Source organism: Vibrio sp. NFR, assembly GCF_027587095.1.
Classification (GTDB): Bacteria; Pseudomonadota; Gammaproteobacteria; order Enterobacterales; family Vibrionaceae; genus Vibrio; species Vibrio harveyi.
Window position 1 is genome coordinate 133363 of sequence record NZ_JAPPTN010000008.1, and the last position, 13108, is coordinate 146470.

12 protein-coding genes and 1 pseudogene are annotated in these 13108 nt (G+C 42.7%); 7 read left to right on the forward strand and 6 right to left on the reverse strand.

Annotation, left to right across the window (positions count from 1 at the left end; all coding sequences use genetic code 11):
- Positions 1-47: 47 nt before the first annotated feature.
- Positions 48-2393: a TonB-dependent receptor plug domain-containing protein gene (locus OH463_RS16300; protein WP_101959897.1), complete on the reverse strand. Its 2346-nt coding sequence runs from the start codon at positions 2391-2393 to the stop codon at positions 48-50.
- Between the two features lie 519 nt (positions 2394-2912).
- On the opposite strand from OH463_RS16300, the gene OH463_RS16305 reads away from it, so the two are divergent.
- Genes OH463_RS16305 through OH463_RS16330 form a run of 6 tightly spaced genes read left to right on the forward strand, consistent with a single transcriptional unit; the run spans position 2913 to position 7715 of the window.
- The gene (locus OH463_RS16305; protein ID WP_269991607.1) at positions 2913-3656 is read left to right on the forward strand and encodes a DUF3450 family protein; all 744 of its coding nucleotides are present in this window, start codon (positions 2913-2915) and stop codon (positions 3654-3656) included.
- Positions 3657-3658: 2 nt separating this feature from the next.
- Positions 3659-5002 (forward strand): MotA/TolQ/ExbB proton channel family protein, encoded by a 1344-nt coding sequence (locus tag OH463_RS16310; protein ID WP_269991609.1) that lies wholly within the window; start codon positions 3659-3661, stop codon positions 5000-5002.
- A complete protein-coding gene (locus tag OH463_RS16315; RefSeq protein WP_152164452.1) occupies positions 4996-5508 on the forward strand; it encodes a MotA/TolQ/ExbB proton channel family protein in 513 nt (170 codons plus the stop codon). Before OH463_RS16310 ends, OH463_RS16315 begins: the two co-directional genes overlap by 7 nt.
- Positions 5498-5905 carry an ExbD/TolR family protein gene (locus OH463_RS16320; protein ID WP_029788407.1) on the forward strand — a complete coding sequence of 136 codons (408 nt, stop codon included), beginning with the start codon at positions 5498-5500 and terminating at the stop codon, positions 5903-5905. The genes OH463_RS16315 and OH463_RS16320 overlap by 11 nt, the downstream gene beginning before the upstream one ends.
- Before the next feature lie 19 nt (positions 5906-5924).
- Positions 5925-6536: an energy transducer TonB gene (locus tag OH463_RS16325; protein WP_238929524.1), complete on the forward strand. Its 612-nt coding sequence runs from the start codon at positions 5925-5927 to the stop codon at positions 6534-6536.
- Positions 6537-6539: 3 nt separating this feature from the next.
- The gene (locus tag OH463_RS16330; RefSeq protein WP_269991618.1) at positions 6540-7715 is read left to right on the forward strand and encodes a tetratricopeptide repeat protein; all 1176 of its coding nucleotides are present in this window, start codon (positions 6540-6542) and stop codon (positions 7713-7715) included.
- Positions 7716-7793: 78 nt separating this feature from the next.
- On the opposite strand, the gene OH463_RS16335 is transcribed toward OH463_RS16330, so the two are convergent.
- The 4 genes and pseudogenes from OH463_RS16335 to OH463_RS16350 form a co-directional block, all read right to left on the reverse strand.
- Positions 7794-8192, reverse strand: coding sequence for an NUDIX hydrolase (locus tag OH463_RS16335; protein ID WP_101959934.1), 399 nt, complete (start codon positions 8190-8192; stop codon positions 7794-7796).
- 28 nt (positions 8193-8220) lie between these two features.
- Positions 8221-8735, reverse strand: a pseudogene (locus OH463_RS16340) (GNAT family N-acetyltransferase).
- 188 nt (positions 8736-8923) lie between these two features.
- Positions 8924-10330, reverse strand: a complete 1407-nt coding sequence (locus tag OH463_RS16345) for a cytochrome-c peroxidase (RefSeq protein ID WP_269991620.1) — start codon at positions 10328-10330, stop codon at positions 8924-8926.
- A gap of 609 nt (positions 10331-10939) precedes the next feature.
- Positions 10940-11092 carry a hypothetical protein gene (locus OH463_RS16350; protein WP_005452601.1) on the reverse strand — a complete coding sequence of 51 codons (153 nt, stop codon included), beginning with the start codon at positions 11090-11092 and terminating at the stop codon, positions 10940-10942.
- Between the two features lie 271 nt (positions 11093-11363).
- Here OH463_RS16350 and speG point away from each other — a divergent pair, with 271 nt between their 5' ends.
- A complete protein-coding gene (gene speG / locus OH463_RS16355; protein WP_005452602.1) occupies positions 11364-11894 on the forward strand; it encodes a spermidine N1-acetyltransferase in 531 nt (176 codons plus the stop codon).
- A gap of 50 nt (positions 11895-11944) precedes the next feature.
- Here speG and OH463_RS16360 read toward each other — a convergent pair whose 3' ends face one another.
- Positions 11945-13063 carry an OmpP1/FadL family transporter gene (locus OH463_RS16360; RefSeq protein ID WP_009697082.1) on the reverse strand — a complete coding sequence of 373 codons (1119 nt, stop codon included), beginning with the start codon at positions 13061-13063 and terminating at the stop codon, positions 11945-11947.
- Between the last annotated feature and the right edge of the window lie 45 nt (positions 13064-13108).

Here is a 13108-nt window from a genome sequence, read left to right on the forward strand (position 1 = left end):
AGCAGCCAAAACTACTGGTTACCCTTAATCAAACAAAAGAAAATAGATTAGAATTCGTAACCTAGCTCTAGCCAGAACTCACGACCTGGAGAGAAGGTTGCGTTGCTAGACGTCGAAGATAATCCCTTCTGGCGAACATCATCTAATACGTTAAGTACATCAATTTGAATGTAACCAGAGTGAGTGCCGTACAAGCTTGGTTGGTAACGTAGGCGAGTATCCCATTGAGTGTGAGTACCGTGATCATAGCTGTAGTACATCTCGATACCTTCAGCTGAATCCGTTGAGTACTCGGTGTCTTTCACTGGTGCTTTAATGTACACTTTGTTCGCCCAAACAACGTCATATTCAGGTACAGCCATATCAAGACCTAGGCGAATGATCCACTCTTCTCCACTGCTGTTAACTTGACGTTCCGCTTCTTTACGAGTCATCAATTTACCGTCGAGATAAATAAGGTCATTATCGTTGTAACCATTGCCAAGAGTAGACTCATCAGTCTTAGTCAAATCTGCAGCCAAGGTTGTTGTCCAGTAAGTCGGACCTAATACCCAAGGCTTAATGTTTCTTGCTTGAATCGTGTATACATCTACGTTGTAGCTTTCAGTATTCACGTAAGAAACAACTTTAGAGCCGCTTCCACCGAGTTCTTTCGCTCGAATTCGATCTTTGTAATTACGGCTAACATAGTTAGCTGAGAGCACGAAGTTATCGATATTTTGAGTTACACCAAACGTCACTTCATCTGCATGCGGGGTCTCTAGGTTGTTCAGAGACGAGTAATCGCGTGATGTATCTTTGTTAAGCTCTTGAATCTCACCAGTCAGCTTCATCATAGCGAAAGAACGACCGTAGTAACGGTTTAGACCAAAGCTAACATTGGTATCTCTCGTTACTTGCAACGAAGAAACAAAGCGCGGTGCCACGTTGGTATTTTCTAAAAAGTCGTCGCGATCAACTCGGATACCCGGGCGAAGCGTCAAATTACCAATTTGGATTTGGTCCTCAACATACAGCGCGTAATCTTGGTAGTCAGTATCAACCGAACCAGCATTTAGCGTTTCAGCAGATCTATTGAACTCCACACCGCCCCAAGTCATAAGCGTGTTGATGTTTACATCATGATCACGATTAAACTTGAAGTCTGTTTTGCGGTAATCAGCACCCAATGAGATTAAGTGTGTTAGCGGACCAGTTTCAATTAAATCAAAGTCATAGGTAAGCTTCAGATTAATATTCTGCTGAGTCATTTGACTATCACCGTAACCGCCTTCGTAGTATTCAAACGAAGGATCAAATTCGATATAAACGTTAGCATCGTTTGATGATGAATCTCTCTCGTCTCTGAATTTGTCGTAAGCTGCAGTTGCTGAGAAAGAACCTGCACCAAGCTTCTGTGTCCATTTGATCGTTGAACCGTATGCTAAGTGAGTATCCGTTACATCCCCTTCGGTGTTGGTAGCATAGTATTTACCTTCACTGTAGTCAGACAAACGCAAGCCAAACTCTAATCTATGATCCACATCTGGCGTCCAGTTGAAGTTCGCCAAAAAGTTATCAGAACGACGAGTGTGATCTTGTTTGTCACGCTTACCTGTTGGGTTCAAAAGTCTTGTTTGCTGGATATCAGAATCTCGGCGGCTAAAACCAAGCACCATACCAACGTCATCAGTTAGCGCTTGCTCAGCCATCACGCTAAAGAAATTCTTTTTGTATTTAGGCTGATATGTCGCGTCAGCACCAAGTGGTTCAAGACTCTCAGTAGCCGCTTTTACATGATCATCAATATGAATAGAAGCCCAATCAGACTGTGTACCTCTATAACGAAGTTTTACTCGATTCTCACCGCTGTATTGGCGAGTTTCAGCAACAACAGCACCTCCGGTAAAACCACCTAGACTTACTGGAACATCACTAGTGTATGTCGTAATTCCCGACAAAAGGTTTGCATCAAAGAAATACGCTTGCTCAGAACTTTTACTTGGGTTTACCGCCATTGAGCCATCGAACAATGAGTGACTAGGGTCGATATCGTTGTTTACATTAATACCATCTAGCAGATAAGCCGTTTGCTCAGGCTCAGCGCCATTGATCGATATTGACGTAGGCTTAATCTCACCACCTTGTAAACCATCTAAATCACCACCAGCAAAACGAACATTTGGGTTGTCTTTTAGGTAGTCAGTTAAGTTGCCGTTAGATGAAGGAGTGTCTTTAATGTCATCAGCATCAAGTGTTTGTTTAGTTGAAAGCTCATCATCTCTTGTGTCTGTCACATTTACAGTTAGATCAGATGGAGTTTCGGACGGCGTTTCCGTTTCTGCATAAACGTTAGATACGGAACATAGCGACGCAATGGTCGCTGCAAGCAAAGTTTTATTGAAAGGGTGCATTGTAAAAGCTTGTAAGTGATAATTGTTATCATTAATGCTATCAACAAGTCATTCAACAAGTAAATCCCACTAACAGCTGTGATAAGCACAGAATAATGTGTTAGATACCTTGTTCCATTAATAAATAGATAACATTCACTCAGCCTATAAAAACAAGTCTAACTCTCTCAAATCCCTTATGCGAAAAGAGCCAAATGAAACTAAATCTCATTTGGAATAAAATGTCGAAAACAAACAAATACGCAAACATTCCGTTAACATGAGTTTTTTATAAAAAATTCATTTTTGTTAACGCAATCGATAAAATTGAAAACGCGTAGTTATAACAATAATTTCTGACAACTCATTTTCCATCTGAGTTCATTTATTTTTTAATTAATTAAAATTCAGCAACTTAACTCAAAAAACCAAGAGTAGAGTAAAAAATAACGCTTCACTTCCAATTAAAAACAATTATCATTCCCAAGACTTTAAGATTATTCGTTAGAATAAAACCAACCAAAAACAGTACTCAAACTGATGATTCAACCTCGTTTTACACCCTTAGCAATACTCTCACTTTGTCTGCAAAACACAGCTTTTGCAGAATCAAACACTATCCAGCACCTTCAAGAGCAAGTTGGTAATATCGAATTATCATCTTCGGAGCAAAAAAAGGTCGAGAGCATTGATGACCAAACACAATTGCAACGTGAAGTGGTAAGAAACCTCGACCACGAAATCCGGTTACAGTCTCGCTACCAGCAGCAGCTCACCAAACAGCTTCAACAACTGGAAAATGCGATTCAAAACTTAGATGGCAAGATGGAGAACATCCGCCAAACTAAAGTGAACTTGTATCCGTTATTAGAGCAAATGACGACGACGCTCAAGGAACTGGTTTTAGCGGATATCCCTTTTGATAGAGATTCAAGACTTGAACGGGTACAGCAACTGACATCAGAGCTAGATAACCCTCAATTGACCGATGCGGAAAAACTCGAACGCATCCTTATCGCTTATCAAATCGAGATCCAATACGGGTCTCAAGTAAAAGCTTGGTTTGGCCGATTAACGCCTAATCAAGAAGTTCAATACCTGAGAGTTGGCCGTCTAGGTTATTACTACCTATCACTTGATGCTGCAACTGCTGGCGTATGGCAATCAGAAAGCCAACAATGGATGACATTATCAGTGGATGAGACCAAGCAGGTTGAGCGAGCACTTATCGCGTTCAACAGCGGCATGACCTACCCTGTTCTTACCCTTCCAAAGGCGCAGTAACCATGAAAAACTTCCTCTGGAAACCAAACTATTCACACCTGTTGAGTGCCATTTTACTGGTTATTTTTAATATTGCTCCAGCAGTAGGTGTCAATACCATCGAAGAACGTAGCGGAAGTGACACTCTTCAAGAGATTTTTAAGCGTGTAGAACAAAGCAGCAAAGAAGACATTCAACGTTACAAGCAATTGAAATCACAAAAAAGTCATCAGCTTCAAGAGGTTAATGGGCAGGTTGAATCCCTACAACTCAAGCTGCAAGAGTTGAACTCAAGCAATGCGAAGCTTGAAGAAGCCATTATCGCACTTCAAGAAAAGCTAAGTGACAAACAAAAACAAGTGCAGCTTGCACAGGCGGATATTGAAGAGGTTATAGAGCTGACATCTGCGCAACAAAACAACTTTATCTCTAACAATAAACCTCTCGCTACATGGTTTGAGAGCCAAACACTCTTACCTGTTCAGAAAAATAATTTCAGTATCGCTTCTATCAATAATCTCTGGCTTGCGATGGTTCAACAAATCTCAGCCTCCAGCCGAGTAAACGTTGTAAAGGGAGAGATACTGCTTCCCAACGGAAACATTGAAAAAGCACCAGTTCAACTAGTGGGGGCATTTAGTCAGTTTTCGCAAGATTATGGTTGGTTGAAATTTGATGGTGCTCGTCAACAATGGCGACAAGTCTCACCACAACCGCAGCTTGATATCACACAAGGACAATGGGCAGTCGATCCAAGCTTTGGATTTGGTTTTGATGTTTTAGCGAATCAACCGAAATGGTACGAGAGCTACTTGGCTGCAGGCATGGTTGGTGCGCTTATTGTTGTTCTAGCCATAATTGGCTTTTCTATCGGAATTGCTCGCTTGATTACTTTGACGAAAGAAAAGCAGGCGGTAAAAAAACAAGCGAGTCAGTTGGATGAACTTTCAGAAAACAACATGTTAGGTCGTGTACTCATGCAACTGAAAAACTGCAATGCTCATCAGCAAATGGAAGATGTAGTAGATGCAAACGTGAGTCGAGAAATGCCTTGGCTGCACAGAGGTATAGGTACCTTAGCCGTACTAGCAGCCATTGCTCCGTTAATGGGACTGCTCGGAACCGTTGGCGGCATGATTGAGACCTTTTCAGTGATCACCTCTCAAGGCGTCACAGATGGAGAACTGCTTTCTGGCGGTATTGCTGAGGCACTACTCACGACCAAGCTGGGACTTCTGGTTGCTGTTCCTCTGCTCATCTTGCATTGCTTAGTTAAAACTCAAGCTCAGCAACTTGCAGAAATCATAGAGCATCAAGTAACCAGTTTGGTTGTAGATATTCGTTATGGGAACCAAGGAACATGCTAGAGCAAGTGCTCGCTGCACGCTTACCGATGGATCACCCAATTATGTGGTCTATCGGCTTAGTTTCACTTGTTATGTGGGGTCTCATCCTACATTGTTACTTGCGTTTTCACACCTTAAAGAGCACGGACTTAAACACTCAGTTCTCGCAAAAGATCAAGCAATACTACGGTATTCAGGACAACGAGCGCCTCTACCTTGAAAATGGATGGTTAAGCGAGATTAGACAACACCTCAGTGTTGGACTTAATGAGATACGTCTTTTTGTCCGAATTCTGCCAATGCTTGGGTTACTCGGCACAGTGGATGGCATGATGACCTGTTTTGAGCAATTGAACAGCGATGATGTTCTAAACGCAGTGTCGGAAGGCATCAGCCAAGCGATGCTCACCACACTAGCAGGATTGCTCGCAGCACTGTCTGGTATGTACCTAGCTTACAACCTCAAGAGACAGCAGGAAAAACTTTTAGTCCACTTCGCCAATCAATGGAAATCCTATGAAAATTAAATCCTTCACAGATAGAGAAGAGTCACCTCAAGTTGACCTTACTCCTTTGATCGACGTGGTTTTTATTCTGCTGATCTTTTTTATTTTATCGGCGAACTTTCAAAAAGAGTCGACGATGGAAGTCGATAGACCTAGTGCATCCAGCTCATCATTGAAACCAAAAGCAGAGACCATTTCGGTGAGTGTCGATCGCGATCATAATATTTGGTTTAACGGACAAAACGTCAACCTCAGCCAGCTTCAATTCCAAGTAAAAGCTTACTTGGTCGATAAGAAGCCAACCAATGCGATCGTGAATGCCGACCGCAGCTTAGATACGGGAACGCTCATTTCCGTCATTGACACTTTACGCTTATCAGGGCTAAACAATGTTGCTATCGCTACCAAAGAGCAGTAAATCAAAACTGCTAGGTATATTGGCAGCTGCTGTATTCATCAACTTGCTATTGGTTGCTCTCCTGCACCTTTTGATATCAACGCCTAGGGCAAAACCAGAGCGCAGTTCAAACCAGATCTATGTCCAAACAATCACGTCGCACAAAAAGCCCAAGGAGCTTGAGGTTACTAAGCCTGTCGTGGTTGCAAGCGCGCCTACTTCAGCTCCTGCTCGTCCTGCGTTGGTTGACTTTACCATCCCAGATATGGACAGCATGGTCACGTTGCCGAAGGTTACTTTTAAACCCAGTGATGAAATAGATGTCCATTTAACTTTTGATTTTTCTTTTTCGGGAGCGGGTGTTCATCAGGGCAGTCAATTTCAATCTCAGGTTGTGATGGCAAAACCCACTTATCAGATTCCCCCAAAATACCCGACGAAAGCCAAACGAAACGGTATTGAAGGGCACATCACTTTCTCTTTGTTAATAAGCCAACAAGGTGAAGCAATACAGTACAAAGTGGTTGAAGAGTCTCCGAAAGGCGTTTTTCTTCGCTCATCATTGCGCTCCGTAATGCGCTGGAAGTTTGTTCCTCCACAATCTGGAGAACAGTGGCAACAAGTTACATTGAACTACAGCTTAGAGGACTAAATAGTGAGATTTACAGCCCTGCTCTGCTTAGTCTTTCTCAGCTTTACAACGCATGCACAAGTGGACATTGAGACATTTGAGCAATACCAGAAATTAAGCCGTTTTTTGGAGCGTGACGACTTCGAGATAAATGCCTTTGCACGATTTCACGATAACCACCAAGGTAGTAATGCGGAAACTCAAGAGCTGACAAAAAGCCTTTATTTACAAGCTTGCTTAAAGCTAGAAATGTTGTCGTGTGCCCTCGACAGAACAAACGAATTGCTGACACTAACAAGGAATTCCGCTAATCGTGAACAACTCCTTCGTCTCGCGGTGCAGCTCAATTATCAAAACCAACGTTACCTCGATGTATTGAGCCAATTCGCAGTATGGCAAAAACTCTACCAATCAGAGTTGGAAAAAGGACAAGTCAAACTGACGGACGCACTAATTGCTGAGGTTAGCACCATCGCAGGACATAGTGCTTATCAACTTGAGAAGTGGCAAGAAACTGCAACCATTATGAAAGCTGCAGTAAAGCTCGACGCTACGCAGCAACGGTATCAATTACTTTTAGCAAGCTATCAACGATTAGAAGCATTTGAAAAAGAGTATGCCTTGCTGTTGAAAGTAACCGAGCTCTATCCAAACCAAGATAAATTCTGGTCGCGTTTGGCTCAATCACACATTCACTATGGGCAGAATGCGAAGGCAGTTGCCTCACTTCTCGTCGTTAAAGATTTACATAAACTCACCGAGCCGCAACGAATTCTTCTTGCGCAGCTGCAACTTGAAGCTAAAACTCCGGCTCTTGCTTATCACACTTTGAGTGAATATACGCCTTCTTCAGAATACCAAGAGAAGGTCAACAAGTTGAAACTTCACGCGCTGCTAAAATCCCGTCAGCGTGACCAGGCAATTAAGTTGTTAGACTCGTTATCTCAAGCAAGTTCATTAGCCATCAAAGCACAGCTGGCTTATTCAGAACAACGCTGGGAGCAAGCCGTCCCGCTATTAAAGCAACAAATTAAGCAGCAACCAGAGAACCAGAGGTGGCAACTGCTTAAGGCAATTGCTCATTTTGAATTGCATCAGTACCGACAAGCAAAACCATTATTGGAATCTTTACTTGGAGGCAAGTTTGACAGCTCTGCCAAACAATGGCTGATTCAAATCGATTATCTGAATAGCGATTAGAACAAAGCTCGAAAGACAACGCCCGTAATGCTCTCACATTACGGGCGTGTTACTTTCTATCAGTGACTCAAGGGTGCGCTATTTAACCAGTCCTTGTTCCACCAACTTAGGGAATACGTTATTGCGAAAAATCGTACTTATCACGACGTCATCGACGTTTGAAGAATCTATCCATTGGCACTCTTCGATTTCATTACTGGCAACCACCTCGCCCGAGTAATCGCTAACGAAGAACACATCCATGACCAAAGTAATGCCGTCTTTATCGTGCGCTGGTGCTTCAAATCGCCCAAACAATACCAAGTTCTCTTCCGTTACCTTAATCCCCACTTCTTCATGTAGCTCGCGACATAATGCTTGCTCTGAAGTTTCGCCACTATCAAGTTTTCCACCTGGCGCGTAGAAGGTGTCTTTGCCTTTTGAACGTAACACCAGAAGTGCGCCGTTTTTAATGATGATACCTGCTGACTTATGCATATTGTGCATCTTGCTTTCCTTCTAAGCGTTAGAGAAACTTCTCAATCAGAACTTCATTGATATACTGACCGTTAATCTTGGCGTGCTTCTTTGCCGTACCAACTACTTCAAAACCATGTTTTAGATACGTGGCAAGTGCGTTAGGGTTGTCTTCTCTCACATACGCAAACAGCTTTTCATAACCTTTCGATTTCGCATCAGCAAAGGTAGCGGTAAACAGAGCCGAAGCCACACCTTGGCGACGATATTTTGCATCAACGAAGGTACCGATAATACCAACGTGCGCAAACGCCTTGGTATAACTCGCGAAAGGCTCTACGTTTGGAAACCCAGCACAGTGCCCTCTTCTTCACTCTCATCGATTGGGTTCAATGCCACATTAAATACGCCCATTTCAGGAAAGCTCTCAATAAAGCTTTCTTCCTCTTCTGTCGTAAAGGTGGTATCGAGAATCGTATATAAGCCCTCTTCGATAATTGGGTTCAACACTTCGGTAATGCCTTGAGCGTGTTGTTTTTGAGCGTTCTTAACTATCACTTTCATAATATTTTTCGTTCTTTTTATATGGATGAAATTAAGGCGTCATTATCATCTAGAAGGGTCGACAAACCAATCACTAAAGTGCTGATTTGGTTGAGTTCGGAGCATAAAAAAGACCACCTCAGTTCAAGGTGGTCTTAAGTGTGGGAGCTATCTTTTATCAAAGATTCGCTTTGGCATATTACTTAAGCTTAACTCAATGGGCGGCCTTCATAGTCACCCGTCAAGGTTTTGAGGAAGGCTTTGATAGCGTCAACTTCTTGTTCTGACATCTCCACACCGACTTGATACTTACCCATGTCGTAGATGGCTTTGTTTAACGTATCCGCATGACCATCATGGAAGTATGGCGGCGTCAGTTCAATGTTGCGTAACGTTGGCACTTTGAACTTATGCTTATCTTCTTTATTGCCAGTGAAGTTGTAGCGACCAAGATCTGCATCGGTCATTTCTGTGCCACGGTCTGCGAAGTAATCGGCTTTCATACCCATGGTTTCAAACGTTTCACCACCCATGGCTTCACCTGCGTGACAGGTTTGGCAGTCGTATTTCTTGAACAACATCAAACCATATTTCTCATGTGAGTCCAGTGCATCCGTATTACCCATCAAATACTGGTCGAAACGGCTGTTTGGCGTGGTAAGCGTTTTCTCAAACTCGGCAATCGCGTCCGTAATGTTGTTGCCATTGATGTCACCTGAATAAACCTTTTTGAACATCGCGACCATTTCTGGGTCTTGGCTTAACTTGTCGACAATTTCATCCCAATCCACAGAGCCCATTTCAATTGGGTTAAATGGAGGACCACCAGCCTGATCTTGCAGATCTGCAGCACGACCATCCCAGAATTGCAGTTTGTTGTACACGGCATTGAAAACGGTTGGCGCGTTAATACCGCCGACTTGACCATGAATGCCAACAGAGGTTACTAGTCGGTCCACGCCGCCTGTATCAAGGCTATGGCATGATGCACATGAGACACTATTGTCTCCTGACAATCGCGTGTCATGATAAAGCACCTTACCTAACTCAGCTTTATCTGCATCAGTTTCAAACATGGTGTAAATTGGCTGTAGGACTTTGCCTTTACGCTCTTCAGATACAGGCGATTGCGCATGACGCTCTGATCGTTTTTCGCGAATCCACTTTAACAGCGTGTGCTTTTCATCTTTTGACATGCTTGCTGACCAGTGCATGGTCAGGTAAATCGCTGGCGGCATGGAATCGTCGTAAAGCACTTTCTCAAGTCGAGCAAGCGCAACCTCAGACACCGGGTTACTTTGCTTCACGTCATCAAACAAATTGGTCATATCAAAGTGGCGCATCGCGACTTTGACGTCCGCTTCCATTATCTGTTTCGCGACTGGCATTTCTGAGTAGAAAGGCATTTCGCTATTTGGTGTATGGCAGTAACCGCAGCCTTTGTCTGCCAGTACTTTCATTGCTTGGTAATCCAACGTAGATTGATCTAACGAGCTAAATTGCGTCAGATTCTGTTGAGCTACCTTTTTATCGTCTTGGTTCACCATGTAAACGGTACCGAAGTAAGCCACCAAACCAACTCCCACGATCCCTAGTGCTATTTTCTTTTTATTCATAACTGTTCCCCTAAATCAGTTAAGGCGAAAGTTATTGAAATGCCCAAATATTTAAAAATGGGAAAAAGGAATTGATATTAATCGAATATTTAGATGAGCAACTAATTTAACATCTAAAGTTTATAAAAACAGACACTTGTGGAGATAAGTAAAAAATACAACATAAAAACAACAACTTAAAACCAAAGCTTTTATTGATATGAGTCAAAATGGTATATATACCCAAGTGACTTCAAGATGCAGGATTCAGAGCGCTGTCATTGATTCGAGAGTAAGGAAAACAACGCAGTGTAATAGCTAGCTCTTTCCAAGTTGTTTGACGCAGCAATCGGGTCAATGACACGCTCCCAAAGGGCGAGCTGCCTTGGCTTGTATACTTTGTTGCCGATTCTTGATTTAGAATGACTAGATCTTTAAATCGCCGCCGCGTCTACAAACCAAGTCATTCTCGCTGAACCTAGCATCTCGAGGTTACTTGGGTATAACCACAATGAATCAAAATTGAATAAAAATAAATCAGAGGGAAATAAAGTAGGAATTTAGGAAGGAATTGTAGGCACAAAAAAAGGCAGCTCGTGAGCTACCTTTTTCGCAAGTCAGCAAATTAAATTATGCTTTCTTAAGATCTTTAGCTGGGTAAGTTAGCGTTTTTTCGCCAGCTTTAACGTGCGCGTAAAAACCGCCGCTGCTTAGACCTGTAACAACCATTTCGCCTAGCTCGATACCTTTAGTAGCTACTACTACGTCACCGATTGAAAACATATTTAATACCTTGTGTATGTAGATTATGACCTTAAGTCGTTGGCGGTATTTAATCTGAAATCGCACCCTTAAACTAATCAGGTTTTTTGTCGTTATGATTAACTTTTATTATTACCGAAGTCCTTATATTTAAAGGGATTGTAAGGGTATGACGAAGATCGCTTTTACCGTCTTAAACTCAGAGAAGTAAAGGGGAGATTTCCCCCTAATGAGCTAAGATGGAGGAATCATAATTACCTTTGATTATGCTTTTGCTCTCTGGAGATAAACGATGAAAAATGGTCTCACTATTCGTGCTTTAGAACGTTCAGACCTGCGCTTTATTCACGACCTCAACAACAACCGCAATATTATGACGTATTGGTTTGAAGAGCCGTACGAATCCCATGATGAATTAGAGGAACTTTACCGCAAGCACATTCACGATGATGCTGAGCGCCGCTTTGTCGTAGAAGATGAACATGGTGTATTAATTGGTCTGGTAGAGTTAATAGAGATTAATTACATTCACCGTAGTGCAGAATTTCAAATCATCATCGCACCAGACCATCAAGGACGTGGCTACGCGGAAGAGGTCATCAATCGAGCTTTGGATTATTCGTTCTCGATTCTTAACCTGCACAAAATCTATCTTTTGGTTGCTTTAGACAACGAAAAAGCCGTTCACCTATATCAAAAGTGCGGCTTTATTGAAGAGGGGCATTTGGTGCAAGAGTTCTTTATCAACGGCAGCTACCGTGACGTAAAACGCATGTACATTCTACAAGAACAATACCGCGAGAAACTCGAGAACAATCAATAACAATAAAACAACGGTAAGCGAACACCTGCTTACCGTTGTTTTAAACTGATTTATTGGTTTTTCCAGTTGTAACCGACACTTAGGAAATACAACGCTGGGTCATCAAAGTTCGCAACGGGAATGCCCGCCAATTTGATTTCAGATGAATCAATTAGCATTGCTTCAAATGCTACAGATACCGAGCTTGCTTCATCAATCTTGTAATCAAAACCAGTACCTAAACGATAAGATTTACCAGCAGGAATCGTAAGGTCACCGTTTGACTGATCTGCGTACATACTCGTATCAAACGCAAAACCCGCATTCCATGTCACCTTACTGTTGATCTTGTATTGGGATCCAATCGCGACTTGATAAGTATCTTGTGTTTCCACTCCCATCAAGGTGTCGTACGCGCTCCAATCTTGCCAGTTCAAGTTACCCATAAGGGCAAGTTTGTCGTTTAGCTCATGATAAGCACTAAATACTACCTGTTGAGGTAACACTGCGCTGGTTGTCAGGTCTTTATCTGCGAAGTCGAATTCTGCTTCACTAGAATAAGATAAACCTAAACGTGTCCCCGAGTTCAGCTCATAAAGCGCGCCAACACGACCATTCACTTGGACATCGGTATCTTCAATACCGCCGGCTAGCGAAGTTCCGTCCACTTTTACATCCATATCAAGAATCCCGTAGTGAATGCCAAGCGCAGCACCCACAGACCACTGTTCGTTGATACGGTAAGAAGCAGAAGGCTGAACCGTTACGGCTTGAGTGATGGCATTAGGAATATCGATACGGTTAAAAAGCTGGTCATATTCCAATCCCAGACCATAATTCCCATACATACCAATGCCTAAAGTCCACTTGTCGTTTACCTGTTGGCTATAGAAGGCTGAGCCAAGAGGCACGTAACCTATGATATTACCGGCATCTCCACCATCGATGGTGTCTAGCGTTGCATCACCATACAAGCTAATCAGATGACCAGAGAAAGATTGACCCGCTACATTGGATAAACCTGCGGGGTTAGCCGCCATTACTGAGGCATCATGCGCTCGCGCTGCCATACCAGCAGAGGCTAAACCAATATCTGTGGTAGAAGTCTCGTACAAGTACAAGCCTCCAGCCTGAGCTGCTGCACATGAAAGGAGGGACCCCACAACAACGAATTTGGTAAGATTTTTCATATTATATTTATTCCACTTAAGCTAACGATACCCAAGTGACTTCAA

What these genes read in the sequence shown, in the direction of transcription:
- OH463_RS16300 (WP_101959897.1), bottom strand. Translation starts at nt 2,393, where the DNA reads ATGCACCCTTTCAATAAAACTTTGCTTGCAGCGACCATTGCGTCGCTA.
- OH463_RS16305 (WP_269991607.1), top strand. Translation starts at nt 2,913, where the DNA reads ATGATTCAACCTCGTTTTACACCCTTAGCAATACTCTCACTTTGTCTG.
- OH463_RS16310 (WP_269991609.1), top strand. Translation starts at nt 3,659, where the DNA reads ATGAAAAACTTCCTCTGGAAACCAAACTATTCACACCTGTTGAGTGCC.
- OH463_RS16315 (WP_152164452.1), top strand. Translation starts at nt 4,996, where the DNA reads ATGCTAGAGCAAGTGCTCGCTGCACGCTTACCGATGGATCACCCAATT.
- OH463_RS16320 (WP_029788407.1), top strand. Translation starts at nt 5,498, where the DNA reads ATGAAAATTAAATCCTTCACAGATAGAGAAGAGTCACCTCAAGTTGAC.
- OH463_RS16335 (WP_101959934.1), bottom strand. Translation starts at nt 8,192, where the DNA reads ATGCATAAGTCAGCAGGTATCATCATTAAAAACGGCGCACTTCTGGTG.
- OH463_RS16345 (WP_269991620.1), bottom strand. Translation starts at nt 10,330, where the DNA reads ATGAATAAAAAGAAAATAGCACTAGGGATCGTGGGAGTTGGTTTGGTG.
- OH463_RS16350 (WP_005452601.1), bottom strand. Translation starts at nt 11,092, where the DNA reads ATGTTTTCAATCGGTGACGTAGTAGTAGCTACTAAAGGTATCGAGCTA.
- speG (WP_005452602.1), top strand. Translation starts at nt 11,364, where the DNA reads ATGAAAAATGGTCTCACTATTCGTGCTTTAGAACGTTCAGACCTGCGC.
- OH463_RS16360 (WP_009697082.1), bottom strand. Translation starts at nt 13,063, where the DNA reads ATGAAAAATCTTACCAAATTCGTTGTTGTGGGGTCCCTCCTTTCATGT.